At 43.4% G+C, this 21,489-nt stretch carries 18 protein-coding genes and 1 tRNA gene; 14 read left to right on the top strand and 5 right to left on the bottom strand.

What is annotated here, in order from left to right:
* The first annotated feature begins 74 nt into the window (after positions 1-74).
* Genes ileS through JBF11_RS08715 form a run of 7 tightly spaced genes read left to right on the top strand, consistent with a single transcriptional unit; the run spans position 75 to position 8,486 of the window.
* Entirely contained in the window at positions 75-2,885 is a 2,811-nt protein-coding gene (gene ileS / locus JBF11_RS08745) for an isoleucine--tRNA ligase (protein WP_334315096.1), read from the top strand.
* A gap of 11 nt (positions 2,886-2,896) precedes the next feature.
* Positions 2,897-3,376 carry a signal peptidase II gene (gene lspA / locus JBF11_RS08740; RefSeq protein WP_334315095.1) on the top strand — a complete coding sequence of 160 codons (480 nt, stop codon included), beginning with the start codon at positions 2,897-2,899 and terminating at the stop codon, positions 3,374-3,376.
* 3 nt (positions 3,377-3,379) lie between these two features.
* Positions 3,380-3,592, top strand: coding sequence for a PLDc N-terminal domain-containing protein (locus tag JBF11_RS08735; RefSeq protein WP_334315094.1), 213 nt, complete (start codon positions 3,380-3,382; stop codon positions 3,590-3,592).
* 12 nt (positions 3,593-3,604) lie between these two features.
* Complete coding sequence (gene ybgF / locus JBF11_RS08730; protein ID WP_334315093.1) at positions 3,605-4,453, top strand: tol-pal system protein YbgF; 849 nt, start codon at positions 3,605-3,607, stop codon at positions 4,451-4,453.
* A gap of 20 nt (positions 4,454-4,473) precedes the next feature.
* Positions 4,474-4,890, top strand: a complete 417-nt coding sequence (locus JBF11_RS08725; RefSeq protein ID WP_334315092.1) for an NIL domain-containing protein — start codon at positions 4,474-4,476, stop codon at positions 4,888-4,890.
* An 8-nt stretch (positions 4,891-4,898) separates the two neighbouring features.
* Positions 4,899-6,167, top strand: coding sequence for an IMP cyclohydrolase (locus tag JBF11_RS08720; protein ID WP_334315091.1), 1,269 nt, complete (start codon positions 4,899-4,901; stop codon positions 6,165-6,167).
* A gap of 45 nt (positions 6,168-6,212) precedes the next feature.
* Entirely contained in the window at positions 6,213-8,486 is a 2,274-nt protein-coding gene (locus JBF11_RS08715) for a ribonuclease catalytic domain-containing protein (RefSeq protein WP_334315090.1), read from the top strand.
* An 805-nt stretch (positions 8,487-9,291) separates the two neighbouring features.
* Here the strand turns inward: JBF11_RS08715 and JBF11_RS08710 are convergent.
* From JBF11_RS08710 to JBF11_RS08695, 4 genes are all read right to left on the bottom strand, one after another.
* Positions 9,292-10,173 carry a methylenetetrahydrofolate reductase gene (locus JBF11_RS08710; protein ID WP_334315089.1) on the bottom strand — a complete coding sequence of 294 codons (882 nt, stop codon included), beginning with the start codon at positions 10,171-10,173 and terminating at the stop codon, positions 9,292-9,294.
* A 109-nt stretch (positions 10,174-10,282) separates the two neighbouring features.
* Entirely contained in the window at positions 10,283-11,293 is a 1,011-nt protein-coding gene (locus JBF11_RS08705) for a transporter substrate-binding domain-containing protein (protein WP_334315088.1), read from the bottom strand.
* A 16-nt stretch (positions 11,294-11,309) separates the two neighbouring features.
* Positions 11,310-12,404 (bottom strand): ABC transporter substrate-binding protein, encoded by a 1,095-nt coding sequence (locus JBF11_RS08700; protein WP_334315087.1) that lies wholly within the window; start codon positions 12,402-12,404, stop codon positions 11,310-11,312.
* A gap of 23 nt (positions 12,405-12,427) precedes the next feature.
* On the bottom strand, positions 12,428-13,933 hold the full coding sequence (locus JBF11_RS08695) for an APC family permease (RefSeq protein WP_334315086.1): 1,506 nt from the start codon (positions 13,931-13,933) through the stop codon (positions 12,428-12,430).
* Positions 13,934-14,481: 548 nt separating this feature from the next.
* Here JBF11_RS08695 and JBF11_RS08690 point away from each other — a divergent pair.
* Genes JBF11_RS08690 through JBF11_RS08680 form a run of 3 tightly spaced genes read left to right on the top strand, consistent with a single transcriptional unit; the run spans position 14,482 to position 18,522 of the window.
* Positions 14,482-14,763, top strand: a complete 282-nt coding sequence (locus tag JBF11_RS08690) for a GIY-YIG nuclease family protein (protein ID WP_334315085.1) — start codon at positions 14,482-14,484, stop codon at positions 14,761-14,763.
* Entirely contained in the window at positions 14,764-15,849 is a 1,086-nt protein-coding gene (gene lpxK, locus JBF11_RS08685; RefSeq protein ID WP_334315084.1) for a tetraacyldisaccharide 4'-kinase, read from the top strand. It begins immediately after the preceding gene.
* Positions 15,850-15,861: 12 nt separating this feature from the next.
* Complete coding sequence (locus tag JBF11_RS08680) at positions 15,862-18,522, top strand: ribonuclease R family protein (protein WP_334315083.1); 2,661 nt, start codon at positions 15,862-15,864, stop codon at positions 18,520-18,522.
* Between the two features lie 110 nt (positions 18,523-18,632).
* Here the strand turns inward: JBF11_RS08680 and JBF11_RS08675 are convergent, their stop codons facing one another.
* Positions 18,633-19,820 carry a PDDEXK-like family protein gene (locus JBF11_RS08675; protein ID WP_334315082.1) on the bottom strand — a complete coding sequence of 396 codons (1,188 nt, stop codon included), beginning with the start codon at positions 19,818-19,820 and terminating at the stop codon, positions 18,633-18,635.
* Positions 19,821-20,164: 344 nt separating this feature from the next.
* Between JBF11_RS08675 and JBF11_RS08670 the strand changes: the two genes are divergently transcribed.
* The 4 genes from JBF11_RS08670 to JBF11_RS08655 all read left to right on the top strand — a co-directional run bounded on the left by JBF11_RS08670 (position 20,165) and on the right by JBF11_RS08655 (position 21,160).
* Positions 20,165-20,241: transfer RNA gene (locus tag JBF11_RS08670), tRNA-Glu, on the top strand.
* A 278-nt stretch (positions 20,242-20,519) separates the two neighbouring features.
* Positions 20,520-20,744, top strand: coding sequence for a type II toxin-antitoxin system RelB family antitoxin (relB, locus tag JBF11_RS08665; RefSeq protein WP_334315081.1), 225 nt, complete (start codon positions 20,520-20,522; stop codon positions 20,742-20,744).
* Between the two features lie 11 nt (positions 20,745-20,755).
* Entirely contained in the window at positions 20,756-20,986 is a 231-nt protein-coding gene (locus JBF11_RS08660; protein WP_334315080.1) for a hypothetical protein, read from the top strand.
* Between the two features lie 12 nt (positions 20,987-20,998).
* Positions 20,999-21,160: a hypothetical protein gene (locus tag JBF11_RS08655; RefSeq protein WP_334315079.1), complete on the top strand. Its 162-nt coding sequence runs from the start codon at positions 20,999-21,001 to the stop codon at positions 21,158-21,160.
* Positions 21,161-21,489 lie beyond the last annotated feature (329 nt).

The raw sequence follows: 21,489 nt of genomic DNA, 5'->3' as shown, positions 1-21,489 counted from the left end.
ACTTTGTATTTACTTGACGATTTTACAAGAATAAACCAAAATAAAACGGTTTATACGCTCCGGAGGCAAAAAGAATGGCTGACTATAAAAAAACATTGAATTTACCGAAAACCTCATATCCCATGAAAGCGGACCTTGTCCACAAAGAACCTGAAATGCTCAAATTCTGGGAACAAAACAATACGTATGAAGTGATGCAGGAAGCGTCAGGCTCCAAGGGCAAGTATGTTTTTCACGACGGTCCTCCCTATGCAAACGGACACATCCATTTAGGAACCGCATTAAATAAGATATTGAAAGACATCATTATCAAATCAAAAAATTTATCCGGTTATAAAACCCCTTATGTTCCCGGCTGGGACTGCCACGGACTGCCCATTGAACGCAATGTGGAAAAAGAACTCGGAGAAAAGAAAGCCCAGATGCCCGAAGCCTCTATCCGCAAAGCCTGCAGAAAATATGCGCAAAAATTCCTCGACATTCAAAGAAAAGAGTTTAAACGCCTCGGTGTTCTCGGAAACTGGGAAAATCCCTATATGTCCATGGACCCGAACTATGAAGCGGTAACTGCGGCGGAACTTGCCAACTTTGCTGAAAACGGCAATTTAAACCGTTCCAAAAAGCCTATTTATTGGTGCAATTCCTGCCAGACCGCCCTTGCGGAAGCTGAAGTCGAATACGATGATCACACTTCCCCCTCTGTTTACGTGCGTTTTCCTTTAGCTGACGAAAAACTAAAGGATATTTTCCCCAATGCGGATACCGCCCGCAGCTATATCGTCATTTGGACAACAACCCCGTGGACATTGCCCGACAACCTCGCCGTCTGCCTGCATCCCGAATTTATCTATGTGCTTGTGCAGGCAGGCAATGACCAATATATTCTGGCAAAAGAACTTCTTGAAAACTGCGCGAAAATTTTCGGCTGGGAAGAGTACACGGTTCTTGCGGAAGCTGAAGGCAAACGTTTTGAAAACCTCAAAGCGTTGCACCCTTTCTATAAACGGGAATCTCTTGTCATTCTCGGGGAACACGTGACATTGGACGCAGGAACCGGCTGTGTGCACACCGCTCCGGGCCACGGACGGGAAGACTATGAAGTCGGCTTGAAATACGGACTTGAAGCTTACTCCCCTCTTGATGACCAAGGACGTTTTCTGCCTGCTGTCGAATTTTTCGCAGACATGATGGTTTTTGACGCAAATCCCCATGTTATCGCCAAACTTGAAGAAGTCGGAAATTTGCTTGCGCAAGCTAAAATTTCCCACTCCTACCCCCATTGCTGGCGCTGCAAAGAGCCTGTCATTTTCCGCGCAACGACCCAATGGTTCATTACCATGGATACCAATAACCTGCGTCAGAAAGCATTAAATGCCATCCGCAGCGATGTGAAATGGATACCGGGCTGGGGCGAAGACAGAATTTACAATATGATAGAACAGCGCCCCGACTGGTGCATTTCCCGCCAAAGAACATGGGGCGTCCCAATTCTTGCGCTGCTTTGCCAAGATTGCGGCGAAGCATGGCAAGATCCCGCATGGATGCGTGAAATCGCAGAACGTTTTGCAAAACACCCCACAGGCTGTGACTATTGGTATGAAGCGCAAGACAGCGAAATCATCCCGAACGGCATAAAATGCCCGCACTGCGGCGGAACGCACTTTAAACGGGAAAAAGATATTCTTGACGTTTGGTTTGATTCCGGCACAAGTTTTGCCGCTGTCATGGAAAAACGCCCTGAAGGCGGCTTTCCCGCCGACCTTTACTTGGAAGGCTCCGACCAGCATCGCGGCTGGTTCCATTCCTCCTTGCTCGCTTCCGTCGGAACCCGCGGCGTCGCCCCGTATAAGAATGTTTTAACCCATGGTTACGTCGTGGACGGCGCCGGCAGAAAAATGTCCAAATCCATCGGCAATGTCGTCGCCCCGCAGGAAGTCATCGACAAGCACGGCGCGGAACTTTTGCGTCTTTGGGTATCCAGTGTCGATTACCGCGAAGACATCCGTTTTTCCGACGAAATCATGAGCCGCCTTGTGGACGCTTACCGCCGCATACGCAACACCATCCGCTATATGCTCGGCAGTATTTTCGACCTCGGCAAAGAGAACATGGTTGCCGCGGGAGAAATGGAAAGCCTTGACAGATTCGCCTTGGATACCGTCATGCAAACGCACAACAAAATCCAAGACGCTTATGAAAACTTTGAATTTCATAAAGTTTACCATGCCCTGCACGGACTTTGCGCGACGGAACTCAGCGCATTCTATTTCGACATCTTAAAGGACAGACTGTATTCTTCCCACCCCGAAAGCAGGGAAAGACGTTCAGCCCAAACCGCCCTTTACCATATCTTAATGATTTTATTGCGTGATATGGCTCCGATTCTCAGCTTTACGGCGGAAGAAAGTTATCGCTACATTCCGGAAGCCCTGAAGCCGGAAGCGAAAACAATTTTTGCGACCCAGGACTTAAATCGCGACGGTTTCACCCTTTCGGAAGAAGCCCGCAAAAACTGGGAACAACTGCTCCTTATCCGCTCCGAAATAACCAAAGCCATCGAGCCCTTGCGTAAATCAGGAGAAATCGGGCATTCCCTCGATACCGCCGTCGAGCTTTATTTGAAAGAAGAACTGCAAAACGCCCTCAAAGCCTGCAATGCGGATTTGCGCGCGATTTGCATTATTTCACAACTGAAAATCGAAGATATTAAAAACGCTCCCGTTGATGCGTTTTTTGCCGATACGGACGGTATCGCCATTACGGTAACGAAAGCCAAGGGTGAAAAATGCGAACGCTGCTGGATTTACTCTGAAGAACTCGGAACCGACGCAAATCATCCGACCCTTTGCCCCCGCTGTACGGAAGTGATGAAAAATCTTGAATAAGAACGGGAAAAATGGTTAAAGATAATAGATATCCCATTCTGATTATTTTTGCTGTTCTTTGGATTATTGCAGACCAAGCCAGCAAAGCCGCCATTGTCCGCAATATTCCCCTTTATGACGGCTTTGCCGTTATTCCGTTCTTTAACATCGTGCACGTCAGGAACTACGGCGCGGCTTTCGGTTTTTTGAATAATCCCGAATCAAGCTGGCAATTTTGGTTCTTTGTTTTCGTAACCATGGCAGCCCTTGGGATTATTCTGCATTTTATGCGTAAAATGCCGTATTCAAAAATTCTCAGCTTCGGCTTCGCCTGCATTCTCGGCGGAGCCGCCGGAAATTTCATCGACAGGGTGCGCTTGCGTTATGTTATTGACTTCATAGACCTTTATTACAAGGAATGGCATTGGCCCGTTTTCAACATCGCCGATATAGCCATTTGCTTCGGAACGTTTCTTGTAGCATACATTTTTTACAAAAGCCCCGATAGGTAGCATATGTTTTTTTCTGATGTTTCCGGTTTCACGTTTTTTCTTTTGATGTTGCCCGCCATACTCAACCTCTGGGCCATATGGCATGCGATGAAACATGAGTTCCCAACTGAAAAGGAACGCGTACTTTGGGTTTTGGCAGGAATTTTCCTCCCGGTTTTAGGAGGAATTTCATATCTTGTTTTCGGAATGAAACGCAGTAAACCTATTAATACCTAAGGAGTTCAATATATGAAAAAATCTTACCTCGCTCTTTTAGTACCTGTGCTGCTCCTTGGCAGCGCCTGCACAGCCGGCAGCAATAATCTTCAATATGCAGTCAACGAGAACACAAGAGCTATCCGCCAGCTTCAGGCGCAAGTTTCCAATGTACAGCCCGCTCAGGCGGACAGTTGGTCACAAATTCAAGCCTTGCACAGGGAAATGGCGGCGCTCCGCGGTTCGCTCGACAACCTGCAAAATAGCACGGCACATTTGGGCGGAACAGCCCAGCTTGGCAATATTATCGCACGCCATGACAGAGCCTTGCGTTTGATTGAAACACAGCTCGCCATGGATTTGCAGCTGGACAGTCCGGCGGACATGCAAAGTCAAACCTCCGTGCCGACTGAAAGCAATAACACGGCGATGATCACGACACCAAGTCCGTCAACCCAAACCCAACAAAACACAGCCGCCGCGCAGCCCAATGCCCCCGCAAAGAACGCAGATACAGCGCAGGCTCTCTATGATAACGGTATCAACAGCTTCAATAGCCGTGATTATCAAAAGGGACTGAACGCGTTTAAAGATTTCACCACTGTTTATCCTGATCATAAACTCGTTTCCAATGCGTGGTTTTGGCAAGGGGAATGTCAATATCAACTGAAAAACTATGCCGGGGCGGCGCTTGCTTACGAAAAAGTCATTTCCCAATTTCCCAACAGCAGCAAGGCTCCTGCCTGTTATTTGAAACAGGCGATGAGTTTTATGGAATTAAAGAAAAACGATGCCGCCAAACAACGCCTCAATGAGCTTATCACCATTTATCCGAAAGCTGCGGAAGCGAAACGGGCACAAACAATTTTAAAAAACCTGTAAGGACGAATTAAGGACTGATCATGGGCTACAACATTCATCTCCGCTTTCCTGAAAATATCAGCACGGAACCTATCGTTTGCAATTTAACCCGAAAATTCGATTTGGATTTCAATATTTCCAAAGCCCAAATTTCCAGCGGCCGCGAAGGCTATCTGATTTTGGAGCTTCTTTGCTCAAGAGAGCAGGCGAACCAAGCAAAAAAATACCTTGAAGAGCAAGGCATTCATGTTTCGGACCTAGCCCAAAGCATTATCCGTGACGAAAAAATATGCATTGAATGCGGAGCCTGCACGGCAATTTGCCCCACCGCCGCTTTATATATGGATAAAAACCGCCATTTGGCGTTTGATGTGGACAAATGCGTCGTCTGCACACGCTGTATAAAACTTTGCCCTGTCAATGCCATTAAAGCCGATATCGGCTCTGTAAACGAATAGGAAAAAACATGAGCGATTTAAAAAAAATGTACAGCCAAATCGTGGCTGATGAATTTCCCGAAACATTAAAAATTTCCTTAGGCGAACATGAAATTTGCTACAAAAAACGCACATGGAATATGGACGGAGAAATTCGGGGGCTTCGTTATGGCGAAAATCCGGACCAACCGGCAGCCCTTTACGCAATGGAAAGCGGAAAGCTTGCGCTGGGCAATAAAAAATGGCGTTCAGCAAAAAGCGGCATTTCTTCAATGCTTACGGAAAAACAAATGATTCAGGCAGGGAAACACCCCGGAAAAACCAATCTTACCGATGTGGACAATGCCGCCAATATCTTGCAATACCTCACAAAAAAACCGGCAGCCACTATTTTAAAGCATAACAACCCTTGCGGAACGGCATGGCAAAGCAGCCTTGAAGAAGCGATGCACAAAGCATTCTGGGCGGACAGAATAGCCGCTTTCGGCGGCGCTGTCGTTGTCAACCGCGCTTTGGACAAAGCGACGGCAGAACTTATTTCTTCCCAATATTTTGAAGTGGTCGCCGCTCCAAGCTTTGAAGAAGGCGCCGTGGATATTTTAAAAGCCCGTAAAAATCTGCGCATTATGGAATTGCCGCAGCTTGGACGCCTTGAAGAATACTGCGGTATTCCTTTTCTCGATATTAAAAGCCTGATGGACGGAGGCTTGATTTTACAGCAATCGTTTGTCAACCGTATCCGCACCGCCCAAGATTTCATTCCCGCAACCGCCATGGATAAAGAAGGCAAATCCTATGCGACCAGAACGGCAAGCCCCGAAGAAGTGGAAGATTTGCTTTTTGCTTGGGCGGTTGAAGCGGGGGTCACTTCCAACTCCGTTATTTTTGTAAAAGACGGAACAACAGTCGGTATCGGCACCGGCGAACAGGACAGAGTCGGCTGTGTGGAACTTACCGTGCATAAAGCCTATACGAAATTTGCCGATTCCATTATTTACCACCGTCACCAAAAATCTCTTTACGAATGGCAGCTCTTAGCCCTGAAGGACAAAAAAGCCAAAGAAGAACTCGACGAGGTAATGGCGGAAACCGCCGAAAAAAAAGGCGGACTCATCGGCACCCGCATGGTTTCTGACGGATTTTTCCCGTTCCGTGACGGAGTCGATACGGCTGCCGCCCAAGGCATAAGCGCCATTGCGCAGCCCGGAGGCTCTTTGCGTGATTTTGAAGTGATTGAAGCCTGCAACGAAAAAAACATCGCCATGCTCTTTACCGGCCAGCGTTCTTTCAAACACTGATAATAAACAGGAAGGCGGTTTCCCGCCTTTTGAACAAGGAAACATATGCCCATCAAAGTCGGATTGCTTGTTGAATTTATGCAGGACAACACCCCCACACTCGGCTGTGTGTTAGATGAGCAGGGAGGAAAAATCCGTTTACTGCTTGCCAACAGGCGTGAAATAAATTTAACGCAATCCCGCCTTTTGCCATGGATTGGTCCAATCATTCAAGCCACAGCCAAAGAGGATATTGTTTCCGGCTTAATCGCGCATAAGGAACTTCGGCAAAAGACCAAAGAAAATATCGACATCGCCGAACTTTGGAAAATGACACAAGGCGAAGTGACGGAAGAAAGTGCGGATTTTTTTGCAGGTCTCATGGAAAACAATATCAATCCCGATATTGTGGCAGGATACGCCCACGCCCTTTTGGAATGCAAAAATTACTTTAAATTCCAAAACCCGCTTTTTGAAGTTTACAGCCAAGAAACAGCCGAAGCGAAACTGCTTGCCGAAAAACAGCAAAAAGAAAAAACAGCGCTTGTTTCCGGAGGGGCTGACTGGTTTAAACACCTTTGGGATTTATATTGCAAACATCAGCATGTCACGGATAAGGACAAGGCGAAAGAACCGCCCGAACCGGTCGCAGCCACGCTGAAAGGGCTTTTGCTCAAGCATATGGCGGAAACGGAAAGCCATGAAGAAAACCTTTTGTGGAAACAAGTTACCAAACAAATTCCCGATGAAACCTATCTCGCCTATTATCTTGCCGTAACATGGAAGCTTGTTCCGGAGCATTATAATTTTTGGCTGAGCAAAATCGATTATGACGAAACCGATAACTTCGCTCTTCCCTTTGCCGATGAGCTCGCCGCAATTCAGGAACTTGCGAAAAAGCTTTCAGAAAAGGAAAATTTCAATCCTTTGCCCTTGCCTCGGGAACAAAGCCGATATAAAAACGCCCTGCACTGTTCTCTGGACAAAAAGCAGGAACTTTGCGGTATTTTTTCTTCAATAGCGCAAAAGGAATTTATCAGTATCGACAGCGCAAGCACAAAAGATATTGACGATGCGTTTTCTTTTGAAGAACATGCGGACCAAACAAAAGAAATCCATATCAGTCTCGCCTGTCCCGCTTTTTTCTGGCAGTTTCAAAGCGATTTTGATAAAATCATTGCAAAACGCTGTACAAGCATTTATCTTCCAGAAAAAAATCTGCACATGCTCCCGGAGGAGCTCTCCACCAATTCCTTTAGTCTGGTTGAAAATCAAATCAAGCCCTCCATGCTGATTAAGGCTGTTTTCAATGCCGAAAACGAACTTATCGACTGCGGCATTTCTTTTTCCCGTGTGCACGTTTGTGATAACCTGCAATATTCTGCCTGCGAAGCCGTGTTGTCTGAAACTATTTCCCAAATAGAAGAAGCAAAGGAAACAGTGCGGCAGTCTTCCTGCCATTATCCTGTGAACGAAGAACGGTATGCTCCCGATGAAAACGCTCTTGCCAAAGCGCGAAAATACGGCGCTCTGCTTGAAAAAGCCTATCTTTTTGCAGAAGCGCATATGCAAAAACGTATTGAAAACGGGGCTGTCATCATCGAACGTGACGAATACGATTTATACCTTGAAGGAACCGGCAGCAAAACGCAGGTTCATCTGGAACCGATGCCACAAAGCCCCAAGGCGCAGCTTATTGTTTCCGAACTCATGGTCATCGCCAATTCCATTGCCGCCGATTTTGCGGTTTCCCATGAAATTCCGTTGTTTTTCAGGACACAGCACATCGGTATTCCAAAAGAAATGGCAGGAATTTGGAAAAAGCCAGAAGAGATAGCCAAAATCGCCCGTCTGCTCAGCCCCGCCCTTACGGAAATCGAGGCGAAACCCCATACTGGCTTGGGATTGAAAGCATACAGTCCTGTCACTTCTCCCCTGCGCCGTTATGCCGATTTGGTGAATCAGGCGCAAATCATGCATTTCACCTTTTTCCAAGAACCTCTTTTCAATAAAGAAGAAATGGAAAACATGCTTATGAATTTCAATATTCATAACGGGCTTGCAAGTCAGGTCCAACGCAGCAGACCCCGTTATTGGCGTTTTGTATTCATACAGCAAGAGGCAAAGCGCCAAGGTGAAAATTGCTCTTTCCATGGCATTATTTCTGATGAAAATGATATGTATGTGACCGTAAGCCTGACGCGTGAACAAATTCTTGTGCGCGCGAAAAGACAGCTTTTCGGGGATAAAGCACTGCTTGGGCAAGAGGTGCTTGTGCGGCTTGGAAAAATCAATCCGCTTCTTTTTGAAGCAAGTATCATGAATGTACAGGAATTGTGATATTCGTATTGAAATGAAGACAATCCGCTAAACGGGCAGATTTTCTCCTGCCCTATATGACAGCGCTTTGCATGTCAAAATACGAATGCGTCCGCCCAATGCATTTTATCCGCAAACCGCTTCCAGCTGAAAATAGTTTGTCTTTGCCTGCATATCCCCAGCTTCCGCAAACAGACCGTACTATTTGGGCGAATACTCTCCTGTATCCATTTCGTTGATTTTACCTATGCGCTTTTATTACTTCCGTTATTTCGGTTTACCGTATCACCCCAATAGGGTCTGCGCAAAAAAACCTGTTTCCGTATTGATATTTTTTAAATTTTCATGGTTATCAACTACCCATGAATACGGATACGTTAACCTTCGACTGTTTTTATCCTGTTTGTCCGCAAAAACACCCGATACTTTTTCCGCGGTATTCTTAATGAAGAAAGCGCCGACTGCCGCCCTTTGGTTTTGACTGACAAAAATACCAAAGAAGAACAATCTCGTATCGAAATTTTTTCATTCCGCCTGCACGCAGCATTTCCGCATGATATTCATAATGCTATGTGATGTTAAAGGGATATAGGAAATTATTATAACGTGTTGCAAAGGAGCGCAGTGGAAGAAAGTTCTTGCTTCAGCTGTCAGCAAACTTGCAAGCTTTACGGACAGCGGCAGCAGAGATAAAAGTTTTTACCCCGCATAAAAAATTCCTCATCTCAAATGGAAATGCTCCGACAGATATTTTTATGCTGAAGCGACAAAAAAAGAGCCATTTATTTGAATACACGGCTCTTTTTATATACGGTTTTACACCGTATTATATCATGTCCACCAATTGCAGGCAAAGCTCCGCTTTGTTCAGACTGTATAAATGAATACCTTTCGCGCCGCTGTCCAAAAGAATGCGGATTTGGTCGACAGCGTATTTCAAACCGAGTTCTTTCACTTTCTCGTTGCCACCTTCGTCATAGGCTTTTTCCAAAGCCAAAAAGAATTTCCCCGGAATATTCGCGCCGCATAAGGAAAGCGTATGCTTAATCGAAGCAAGGCTTTGAATGGGAAGAATGCCCGGAATAATCGGACAATCCGCAATTCCTTCTTTTTTCAGACGTTCCTGCAAATCAAGGTATTCACGGCTATCAAAAAAAAGCTGCGTAATACCGAAATTCGCCCCTTTGCGTATTTTTTCAATTAAAAATTTTCTGTCTTCTGAAAATGTTTTTGATTCCGGGTGCGGAGCAGGATAAGCGGCAACGGCAACATCAAAATCCTTATGCCGCTCTCTTACATACCCGACCAAATCGGAAGCAAATTTAAAATCATGGCTCATGAGCGATTCATCGACAAGCCCTTCCGCATTTTTCGGCTTATCTCCGCGCAGTGCCAAAATATTTTCAATATTCGCATGACGGAGTTCACTTAAATATTCATCAATCTTTGCTTTATCGGAACGTACGCATGTGCAGTGCGCCATACACTCAATGCCGTGATTGTTTTTAATGGCGCTTGCGATTTCAACGGTATTATCTTGCCCCGAACCTCCTGCACCGCAGGTAACAGAAGCAAATAACGGATTGATTGCTTTTATCTTTTCCACAACCTGAAAAAAATCATTCCATTTTTCCTTTTCTTTAGGCGGAAAAAATTCAACGGAAAAAAACGGTTTCTCTTGCTTTTTTATCAATTCTCCAATATGCATAACCTGCTCCTTTCATCATATGCAATATAGTATATAAGGATATCTTGATATTGTCAATTTAAATTAAAAAAAAGCCCTGCCGAAGCAGGACTTTTTAAAATACGGAAGACTATGCCATATGGGCACGTATTTCTTTAGCCTTTGCGATAGCGGCTTTTCTTGCCAAACTCTTAACGAAGCTTATCAGGAGAAGTATCAGCAAAACAGCTTGCGTAAAGAAGAAGAAATACCATTGCAAACGGCGTTCGTTCCCTGCGGGTTTCGCCTTATTCAGCCAACTGTCCGCAATGCTTTTCCGTTCTTCGGGAGTGATTTGTGCAAGAGCCTTGTCCACAATTGAAAACAACTCCGGCAAATCAGTGCGCACGGCAACGCTGTGCCCGAATTCAGACGGAATTTGTCCGACAGTGTGCAGCTGATAAATACCTGCGACCTGAATTTTTTCATTCAGGTTAAATTCATAGTCAATCACGGCATCAGCTTCGCCGTTTGTGACCATCTGCATGGCGCTGATCGTATCGCGCGCCGGAACAAGAACAATATCGGGATAATTTGCGGCGACATAGTCATCCCAGTAATAATTCTTCACAACAGCGAGCTTTTTGCCTTTCAGATCGTCCAAAGTCAGATTGCTCGCGGTATTTGTCCGAGGCACCATGATCATGCCGGGCAAATTCACATACGGTTCGGCAAACGACAAATACTCTTCACGGCGTTCGGTTTTCGCAAGCGCCATAAAAAGGTCAATACGTTTCAATTGGGCAAGTTCTTCAACCGTCGCCCAGTCTTGCTGACGCTGCACAGCAAAATCCATTCCTGTCATGGAAGAAAGCAAACGCAGATAATCACCGCCGATACCGGTGTATTGCCCACGTTCGTTAAAGGTTTCCAAAGGATAGAAGTTCGCGTCAACCCCAACCTGAATCACTTTGTTTTGCGCAAGCCAAGCAAGCTCCTGTTCTGAAAGCTCATCAACAATAGTTTTCTTATTTTCAAGAATACTTTGCACAACATCGGCTTGTTCCTGCTGCAGCGCTTGAGGATAAAAACTTTGCACGCCAAGATAAACTTCGACGCAAAGTATTATCAAACCGAGAATAACTGTACCTAAAACACGCATAGTTTCACCGATTATCCTATTTCAAATCACTTTCTTCAATCATATTGATAAAGGTAGGAACAACATATTTGCTGCCGATAATATTCTTTTCTAAACTCTTGTGCACGGAACCGTAATTAAGCACGAACTGCGCAATGCTTTCCTGCCATGCCTGAACCTTGCTCACGCCATTTTCGCCGGCTGCGAACAATTCTTTTTGTTTAGCCAAATTAAAGAGCTTGAAGACGTTGAAATTCAAATCAAGCATGGTTTCAGAATAATCAAGTCCGAAAACGTCTTTGTAATATGTTTGCATTTCTTTCACGACATCGGCACGGGGAGCGTTCAAAAGCCAATGGATGCCGCGCATATAGATTGCCAGGAAATTTTTTGTGATTTCAGGATACTGTTCCGCATAGGCTTTGTTTACAACAATGAAAATCGGCAAACGCGCGTTGACATCATAAGCCGTGCTTGCCGTCACATAGCCTTTTCCGCTTGCCATGAACGTATATGGAGCCCAAAAAACAGCAGCATCGGCTTTCGCATGTTCAAAGCTCAGCAGTCCGAGCGCTTGGTCGATAAATTTGACATCGACTTCCCTCGGGCTTACGCCAAGAACTTCGAGATATTTAATCAACGTGTAATGGGAGGAACTGAGAGGGGTGACGATGAATGATTTTCTGCGGATATCCACGGCAGAACCGTATACGTTGGGATAAGAGCTTGCCACACCTTTCTTGTTCAAAATAGGGCTTCCGGGGCGAACCATGACAGCATTGGCATCTGATTCGTCATTGGCAAGGGCGATAACGAGCATATTGCCGTCTTTAGCGCCTCTCAAGGTAGGAATGGCGCCAAGACCGCCGATCGCCCAGTTGTTCACAGAAAAATCTTCCAATGCTTCATTGCCGGAACCATAAACAGTCGTAATGATGTTCATGCCTTTTTCTTTATCCCAGCCTTGTTTTTTGGCGAGCCAAACCGGGAAAGATTCCTGTCCTGTGACCCAAGCGGTTTTCACATCGACCAAATTGTCTTTTTGGGCGCTTTTTTTAGCAAATGCAGGCATGGTCAAACCTAAAACACATACAGCGACAACAACTGTTTTCAACCAAAATCTTATTCTCATAATAACCTCTTTTATGTATGAAACTAATTTGAATACGCTTCTTCTTTCGCCCGTTCTTCATCTTCATCGATATCAAACAAAACATGATAGTCAGACTTGCCGAAAAGCAAATAACGCAAACGGGAATGAGGAGTTGCAGAAAGTTCGGCATGCTTCGTGGAATAAAACAGGCCGCCCAAAATAACCCATGAGAAAAGGCAGCACCAGGAAGGAATGCCGATACTTGCGGGAGAACTTGGATAAATAAGCAAAATAAAACAGATAATGGAAGTCATGCAGCCAATGACCGCTAAGATTTTACCTACGGCAGCCCGGGCTATTTCCGGATGCTGTTCCAAATACTTATATGCGCACATACAGGTGAAAAGATAAGCGAGCGCCGTACCGATGGCGGACATATCAACAATCCAAAGCAAAGCTTCCCTGCCGAACCAAGGGCAAATAAGCGTGAAAATCAAGATAAAGAGAGTGCTTTTCCATGGAGTGCCGTAACACGGATGAAGTTCCGCAAACCAATCGGGCAGGAATTTGCTTCGTCCCATACTGAACAGCAAACGCGTGCTTGCCATGAAAAATCCGTTCATGCCGGACAAAATGGCGGCAAGCACAGGAATACAAAGGGCAATTCCGCCGAAACGTCCGAAAACTTGGTCCGCAATCCAGCCTGCGTCCCATGCGAATTTACGCGCCAGCAGTTCCGGATAAGGCATATATCCCGCAACGGCAAGCACCATGGCGGAATATAAAACGGCACCCACGACAATGGAAATTATCATAAGGTCACGAGCTTTATGAGGAGAAAAATTAAATTCTTCGGCGGTCTGCGGAATGGTGTCAAACCCGACAAAAAGCCAAGGAGTCAGGGCAAGAACCATTAATATGCTTGCAAAAACGCCGCGGTTTTCATTGAAAAACGGTTTCAAGTTGTCGAAACTTGCTGTCTCGGATATGGCAGTTCCGCCGGCAAGCACCAAAATACCAAGTGTCAAAGCAATGGCTAAAAATACCTGCACTGCGGAAGCCGCACTTACGCCTTTATAGTTCATATACCCCAAAAGGAGCAAAATTGCGGAAACGAAGCCGACTTCGCCCGCATTGACTTCCCAATCGGCAATGGAATACAAGTGTCCCACATCAAGTACGCCGGGCAGCAAATACCGGGTAAGCAAGATAAGTGCGGTCGCATTCGCAGCAATAACACATACATAGCTTAAAACTAACGCCCACCCGCAAATAAATGCGCCTTTGGAGCCAAAACCGGCATACGCATAGGCAAAAGCGCCGCCGGCGACAGGATAAGGACGAATCAGCACACTATAATTCAGTGCGACAATACATTGGAATACAGCCCCAATCAAAAAGCCGAGAACAGCTCCGAACGGACCCGCTTCAGGCAAGAATCGAATACCAGGAAGAACAAAACACCCCCAGCCGACAATGGCACCAAGAGCCAAAGCCGTCACTTCCAGCGGGCTGAGGTTTTTCTCAAGCTGGGTTCTTATCTCCCCATGACATTGGTTATCTTTCATTAAAATCCTCCAACTCAAAACCAAATCAACACTACAAGCGCAATTATGCACTTATTATTGAATTTATTCTTAATTGCTGTTTAACAAAAAACTCTCCTTATAAGAAATTTGTTAAAATTAAAAATAAATGCCAATAACGGATTTATTGTAGATAATAATTATTTTTTCGTCAAGCCGCACTTTCTAAAAAAAATGGCTGCTTATCATGTCTATTCAGCTAGTTAGCATAAAAATATCTTTTATTCTTTTTTTCACAAAAAATTCAGCCGTCAAAACCGGATTTCTCTTTCATGCGTTTTTTTTTGCAGGGAATCACTCCCATAATCCATATGCTGCAACCGGTTTTATTCCCTATCAATCACCTGCTATATTCTTCACGATCCACCGGCGTCACATTCCTATTTTTCTCTGTTTTTAACCCATTAAAATATATGATGTATGCATTTATTCCTGCCGGCGCGGACAATCCTGTTTTTCACTTTTTCCGCATATTGTCTATTGCGTCCTTTTTGTGTATCTTCAATAAAAAAATACGAAAAAAGAAAAAGATGAAAACAGCGCACGAACAAAACTGGTACGTTTATTTGGCGGAATGCAGTGACAAGAGCCTTTATTGCGGTATCACCGCAAATCTCATCAGACGATTCCAGCAGCATAACGGCATAAGAAAGGGCGGTGCGAAATATACGCAAAGCCGCCGCCCCGTCACTCTTCTTGCCTATCAAGGACTCATGCAAAAATCCCAGGCATTGAAACTTGAAATAACCATAAAAAATCTTCCTAAAAATCAAAAGCTGGCTTTTCTGCAAAATTTGCACGGGGTTTTATAAATGGCACAAAAACATAGGCTTCAAATCATTCTCGCACCGGTTTTGCTTCCTTTTTCATGGCTATTCGCCGTTATTTCCCGCATGCGTTTTTTTCTTTACAAACACGGCATTCTCAAGACCTATACCCCGAAAATTCCCTGTATCTGCGTCGGCAACATTTCTTGGGGAGGAACAGGCAAAAGTCCGCTCATCGATTATCTGCTGAAACGTTTCCATAAGGAACATATCGACTGTGCGGTGCTGAGCCGCGGTTACGGCGTCAAACTTCCGCATTACCCTTTTGTGCTTGACAAAAATTCCGTTATGAACGATAGTCGGCTTCCCGATGAACCGTGCATGCTTTTTAATAAAAATCCTTTCACGACTATCATTATCAACCCGAAGCGTGCAGAAAGCGCCTTGTATGCTGAAAAAAACCTGCCCCATATCCAAGCCCTGCTCATGGATGACGGATTTCAGCATTTTGCCCTGAACCGTACAGAAAATTTTGTTCTGCTTGATAAAGACGACCTCACCCCGAAAGCGGAGTATGCAAAATCCAACTGGAACACTCTTATCCCTCTCGGCTCATGGCGGGAACCCGAACAAGCCCTGCACAGAGCAAGCGCATTCTTTCTGAAATGCCCGCCCTCCGCATGGAAACAAATCAAACAGCATTGCCTTGTCAAGCTTGCTCCTTACCATAAACCGCTTTTTGTATTCAACCTTAATATCGAACGTTTGGAACCGCTCTTTCATAAAGAAATAAAACCGATCAGGCAGTACGCCCTCATCGCCGGCATCGGCAATCCTTACCAATTTCAGGAAAGTGTACAAAATTTCTTAGGACAGGCCTGTGCGAAAAGCATATTTTTAACCGACCATGCCGACATGGAAAAACATGCCGCAAAACTTTTAGCCCTTGATATGCCTGTCATCTGCACGGAAAAAGACGCTGTAAAACTAAAACGGCATCCGGAATTGGCACGAAAAGAAATATATTGCACTGCAACAGCCGTACAATTCCATGCTTGCGCGTTCACACCCCATACTTTTGAAACGTGGTTCGCCGAAAATATTTTAACACATTTTAACAATGGAAATTAATTGAGATTTATTATGAAAAAAACATCAAAAAAGAGAAAGACATACTTTGGACAAGATCCGGAAAAGGAACATTCAAAAAACAAAAAACAATCCGAATTTTCCTCCGAACTCATTTATTCCATTCTGGAAAAAACTCCCCACCCGCTTAGGCTTGACGATATTTTACGGCGCGCGGAAGTAAGCCGTCGCTCCAAGAAAGAAGTCCTTTCCCTGCTGCACGAACTTGTGGAAAAGGGAAAAATTACCCGTCAAAGAGGCGGGACATACAGCGTCAGCGCCAGCCTCAGCCATTTAAAGGGGCGGTTGGCGGTGCAGCGTTCCGGAGCGGCTTTCGTCACTGTCAGCAAAGAAGAATTTCCACAAATCAAAGAAGATATTTATATTCCGGAGCACAACCTCGGCGACGCATGGAACGGCGATATTGTTGAAGTCATTCTTATGCCCCGCCCGAAAGCGAACGCGCACGGAATTTTCAATAAAAGACGCGAGGGAAAAGTCACCCGAATTTTGGAAAGGACCCATACGGCACTGACGGTCCGCCTTGAAGAAGACGCGAATAAGCAGCAATTGAAACACATCAAACATCTTGCCGAACATGCGTATCTTGCAAAACCGACGGACAGCCGTTTCAATTTTACCGTGCTCATTCCCCTTACGGAAAAGTTTTTGCAGGAAATCACGGCAGAGAACAATCAAATCCTCAAAAACGGCGACCTGTTGGAAGTCCGCATTGAAAACCGCTTGCCCTCCAGTCTTGATACGCCCCTTTGGCTTGCTTTTCCGCAGAAGTTCCTCGGCGGACAAAACAAAGTTTCCGTACAGGAAAGCATTACCAAAATCAGCAACAATATCCCTACGGAATTTCCTGACGACGTTCTTAACGAGGCGGAAAACATCGCTCTTGCCGAAGGCTTTTTAAAAACGGAACAAGAACGGCGAACACTCCGTATTCCTTTGGAAGAGGGAGATACGGATTTAAGGGATATTTGTCTTGTCACCATTGACGGAGAAGATTCCCGCGATTTTGACGACGCTGTTTTTGTTGAAAAAACGGACCAAGGTTATAATCTTATTGTCGCCATTGCCGATGTGTCGCGCTACGTCACCCCCTATTCCAAGCTTGACAAGGAAGCCAAACACCGCGGCAATTCTTATTATTTTCCTCATTCTGTCGAACCGATGCTCCCGGAAACGCTTTCAAACGGACTGTGCAGTTTACGCCCCGACGAAGAACACAGGGTCATGTTCGCAAAAATCAGCTTTGGCGTCCGCGGGCAAATCAAAAATACGGAATTCGGACAAGGCGTCATGAAATCCAAGGCTCGCCTTACATACAATGCCGTGCAGGAATTATACGACGCCGGAAGAAATAACGCTTTAGTCCCCGCCATTGCGGAGGAAGTCGGCGCCATGCTGTTTGAGGCGAAGGAACTGGCTGAAATTCTTATCAAAAAACGTCATAAAGCAGGTTCGCTCAATTTGGAAATTCCGGAACAACAATGCGTTATCGAAAATGATACCATGATCGCCCTTGAAAAGCGCCCTCATTTTTTCGCCCATGAGCTTATTGAAGCGTTCATGGTCAGCGCCAATGAAGCTGTCGCCGAATTTCTGCACAAGAAAAAGGCTGCTTGCCTCTACCGTGTCCACCCCGCTCCTGCGCCTGAACGCATGCAAAATCTTTCCGTTATTTTCGGACAAACAAGCTTGGCAGAAATCCTGCCTGCCGAAACACCCGACAAAATAGGCGAAAGCGCATGGCTCAGCCAAATTCTGAACAGTTTGAGCTCCATAAGAAAAATTGCGGAAAAAAATACGAACGGACATAATGCGGAACTTGAAAATCCCAAACAAAACGTTACGGACGATACCGATGAACATACCCACCTTGCAAGCATTGCGAAAAATAATTATCTCGCCCACCGCATGATTTTGCGGGCAATGATGCAGGCGCGTTACAGTCCGTTTTTGGACATTCATTTCGGGCTCGCCTCAAAATGTTACTGCCACTTCACCTCGCCCATACGCAGGTATGCGGACCTTATGGTCCATAGGAGCCTCAAAGCGGAACTCGGACTTTTCGACAAAAACCATTCCATTTTCAATCCGGAATACCTTGAAAATATTGCGGATAGTTGCAACGAGCAGGAACGCACCGCCCAAACGGCTGAACGTGAGGTATTCCGCAGGCTTTCTTGTTTGATGCTGGAAAAATCCATCGGAAAAACCTTTAAAGCCGTTATCAGCGGATTGAGCAATTTCGGCGTGTTTGCAGAAATGCGGGAAAACATGGCTGAAGGCATGATACGCATGGAAAAACTGGGCGACGACTATTTTGTTTATGACGAAACCAAACAAATCCTTTACGGAGAACGCACAGGGGCCGAATACAGGCTTGGCGACGAAATAGACGTGCAAATCGAATTTGTGGACATCACCCGCCTTGAAATTGATTTAATCCTTATGGGCGTGACTCCTCGCAAAGCAAAAGGCAGAAGCACCCTTTTCCGCAACAATAAAAATGAAAATAAAAATCGGCAAGCAAAAAAGTATAAATCAGAAAAATATCAATCAAAAAAAACAAAATCACAGCGCGCTACAAATGAAAAAAATGCCAAAAACTCCAAACAAAACCCAAAGGAAAAACACTCCAAGCAAAAGCGCAAAAAATAATTCGGATTGCAAAAAGCATGCAGGGTATTTTCCCGCATGCTTTTCTATAAAAATATGAATGAGATGTTCTTACTAATAGCCAATAACTGCTTGTTAACTTCTGTTTTTTTTTACTTGATGACGTATACTTTTTGCAATTTTTTTAGTATTGAAAAAAGCTCGTCAAATCTATCAGCTAAACTTCTTTTGCTCACATCTTCATATTCTAAAACTAAAACACGCTTTGCTGTCGAGCCTATTGTTTTCTCTCTATACTCATAAATTTTTTCTTTTATTTCTTCTTTTTTATTTTCATCGCATTGTTCAAGATTAAAATAAAGTTTTAATGAATACCTGTTCTCATGCTCAACAGTTTTCAATATAATGTAACTTCCCCAATATATATCTTGTTCTTCCGCAAAATCATACGTATCTCTATGCGTAAATTCAATCGTATTTTTTGTAATATTATACTTAACCGTATTCTTATATCTTATTGAATTGCATACATCATTTGCCAGAGTTATATTATGGTAAAACTTATTATGCGAAATAAGCCAATCAAATATCCATTGGTATTTTTTATAAACTTTAAATAATTCAAGGTTAAATGAACTTTTGCTAAAAATAAAATTCGTTACCTTTTCCTGCCTGATCTGTTCCACTTCATCAATCAACTCATGATGGTTTAAGCATAACTCGTCAATATCATCAGAAAGATCATGCGCTTCAATCATTGCGCGAAATTCCGACAAAACCGGCTTTGCTTCTTTAGCGACTGATTGAATATTCTCATTTAAAAAGTCAAGTATCCAATCGTAATTTAGAGCTATCCAATCAGAATTTATAGTATTTTCTTCACCACTCTCAGCATAATTCACGTCTAAATACACAAAATATGAAGAAACCTGTTTTTTCTTTCTCGCATCTTCAAAATATTTTTTATAGCAATTTAATTGATTATTATGTTCTTTACAGCCAAACTTATTTTCAATAACAATACATAGCTCATCAGTTGTAATAAGAATATCTAGTCGCCTATTTTGGTTGTTGTGCCGAATAGGATATTCACATACAATAATAGCTTTATTTAAGGCATTAACGCTTAGTCTTAATTTTGCTTTTTTATTTAACTGTTTTATAAAAGCTTTTGAAAATTTATTTCCTAATTCATGCGTCTCTTCTGAATCAAGCAGCCACGCTATTATTTTAGAAATTCCAACTTCATTGCAACTTAAAAAATTACTCAGATTGTTTTGGGTAACACGGGCTATACTTTCATCTTCTTTAAATTTTTTTATAAGATTATTTATATTCATAAACACTTCTTTATATTTTTATTCAACTTATTTATCTTCTTATCAATAAAAAGTCAATAATATATCCGTTCGTTCAATAATCAGTCTGACTATATTTTTTCATCATAACGTTCAATATTTTTCCATTACATCAAGCTATCAAGCGATTACTTTTTAAAGTTATGCCAAAAGGTTAAGTAACATCAAACAAATAAGGATGACCTTTTCAACATCAATATCAATATTGATGTTGAAAACCCCATCTACTGTAACAACTCTATCAAAATATCTCCTTTTCTCAAAAAAAAAAAAAAAAACATTTGACAAAGCATGCAATATCACATAAAAGACTTTTCACGGCATACGTCCTCATCGTCTAGCCGGCCCAGGACAGCGGCCTTTCACGCCGTCAACAGGGGTTCAAATCCCCTTGAGGACGCCAAAAATTTGAAGGAGTTAGAGAAAATTCTAAGTCCTTTTTGTTTATCTTCCCCACACTATTCCCCACAAAAAATTTATATCCTCAATCAAAAAAATTGTTCTGCATCGTTCAAGCAATTCTGTAATCAATATTTTCTGCACTGTCGGTGCAACGCAATATTTCTTAATTACCTATTCTCTCCTCCCTGCATAAAGTTAACTTGACATAGTCATATAAGTGTACTACATGTAATACACTTATAATACACAGCAACACAATAATGCTTACCGGAGTAAAGCATGAACAGCGGATTCAAAACCAACCAAGAAAGAAAAGCATATTCCACATCATTAAGGCTGACACCCGAACTGCACGCCCGTTTGGAACGGCTTGCGGAACGCACCGACCGCAGCAAAACATTTTATATCCAAGAAGCAATACGCCTGCACCTTGAAGAACTGGAAAAAATCTATCTTACGGAACAGGAACAAATCGAACAAAACAAAACCGTCCTAAAGAAATAAGCGAGGAGAACATGAAACAACTTATTGTCAATATTGAAACAGAAGTATTGGAACGATTAAAACAGGTTGCAGAGTGCAGAAAAATCCCCGTAAAAGAAGTCATTATCGAGGCCATAGAGGAACATTTGGAAGAAACCGAAAAACTTTACTGCCTGAACAGTGATTTTTGCACGCCAAAGAAAATTGAATGTACGGACGAAGAACCGCCCATGACCTTAGAATATTATAAAAACTATTATTAAAAGAGGTGTAAAATGATACGCATCAAAATTCAGCTGCCCAACGAATTGTACGACAAAATTATTTATTTTGAAAAAGAATACTATACACCCCGTTTTGAAATCATCAGAAGGGCTCTCAGAGATTATACGGACAATTTTCCCTTTGAATGCTATGAAGAAGAGGAAGATTTATAAGACTATCATTTGTTAAAGTTTTCTGAACTTAGCGTTAGATATAAACATGATAAATAAAGCAATGCCAGTAAAAAATATCTTTCAAATTAGCATTGCTTTATTTATAATTTATAATAGGATAAAATGTAATACCCCATTAATCAAATAACTTAAAAAAAAATTTTTTATTTGTGTGCTTTTTGATAAATCTAATTTGAGTTTTTTCAGCCTAAAGTCATATGAAACTATTATTAATCATGTATATTAATTTATTAAATTATCTTTGATTCTACGTTAGAAAAGCTTTCCCATCCTTCAAGCACAAACATTATTCTTTCATTATTCTCATC

The sequence above is a fragment of the Taurinivorans muris genome (assembly GCF_025232395.1).
GTDB lineage: Bacteria > Desulfobacterota > Desulfovibrionia > Desulfovibrionales > Desulfovibrionaceae > Taurinivorans > Taurinivorans muris.
This window is presented reverse-complemented; position numbering and strand designations above follow the sequence as displayed.

Bases quoted from the DNA above. Each gene is read 5' to 3' on its own strand.
- ileS (WP_334315096.1), top strand. From the start codon at position 75: ATGGCTGACTATAAAAAAACATTGAATTTACCGAAAACCTCATATCCC.
- lspA (WP_334315095.1), top strand. From the start codon at position 2,897: ATGGTTAAAGATAATAGATATCCCATTCTGATTATTTTTGCTGTTCTT.
- JBF11_RS08735 (WP_334315094.1), top strand. From the start codon at position 3,380: ATGTTTTTTTCTGATGTTTCCGGTTTCACGTTTTTTCTTTTGATGTTG.
- ybgF (WP_334315093.1), top strand. From the start codon at position 3,605: ATGAAAAAATCTTACCTCGCTCTTTTAGTACCTGTGCTGCTCCTTGGC.
- JBF11_RS08725 (WP_334315092.1), top strand. From the start codon at position 4,474: ATGGGCTACAACATTCATCTCCGCTTTCCTGAAAATATCAGCACGGAA.
- JBF11_RS08720 (WP_334315091.1), top strand. From the start codon at position 4,899: ATGAGCGATTTAAAAAAAATGTACAGCCAAATCGTGGCTGATGAATTT.
- JBF11_RS08715 (WP_334315090.1), top strand. From the start codon at position 6,213: ATGCCCATCAAAGTCGGATTGCTTGTTGAATTTATGCAGGACAACACC.
- JBF11_RS08710 (WP_334315089.1), bottom strand. From the start codon at position 10,173: ATGCATATTGGAGAATTGATAAAAAAGCAAGAGAAACCGTTTTTTTCC.
- JBF11_RS08705 (WP_334315088.1), bottom strand. From the start codon at position 11,293: ATGCGTGTTTTAGGTACAGTTATTCTCGGTTTGATAATACTTTGCGTC.
- JBF11_RS08700 (WP_334315087.1), bottom strand. From the start codon at position 12,404: ATGAGAATAAGATTTTGGTTGAAAACAGTTGTTGTCGCTGTATGTGTT.
- JBF11_RS08695 (WP_334315086.1), bottom strand. From the start codon at position 13,933: ATGAAAGATAACCAATGTCATGGGGAGATAAGAACCCAGCTTGAGAAA.
- JBF11_RS08690 (WP_334315085.1), top strand. From the start codon at position 14,482: ATGAAAACAGCGCACGAACAAAACTGGTACGTTTATTTGGCGGAATGC.
- lpxK (WP_334315084.1), top strand. From the start codon at position 14,764: ATGGCACAAAAACATAGGCTTCAAATCATTCTCGCACCGGTTTTGCTT.
- JBF11_RS08680 (WP_334315083.1), top strand. From the start codon at position 15,862: ATGAAAAAAACATCAAAAAAGAGAAAGACATACTTTGGACAAGATCCG.
- JBF11_RS08675 (WP_334315082.1), bottom strand. From the start codon at position 19,820: ATGAATATAAATAATCTTATAAAAAAATTTAAAGAAGATGAAAGTATA.
- relB (WP_334315081.1), top strand. From the start codon at position 20,520: ATGAACAGCGGATTCAAAACCAACCAAGAAAGAAAAGCATATTCCACA.
- JBF11_RS08660 (WP_334315080.1), top strand. From the start codon at position 20,756: ATGAAACAACTTATTGTCAATATTGAAACAGAAGTATTGGAACGATTA.
- JBF11_RS08655 (WP_334315079.1), top strand. From the start codon at position 20,999: ATGATACGCATCAAAATTCAGCTGCCCAACGAATTGTACGACAAAATT.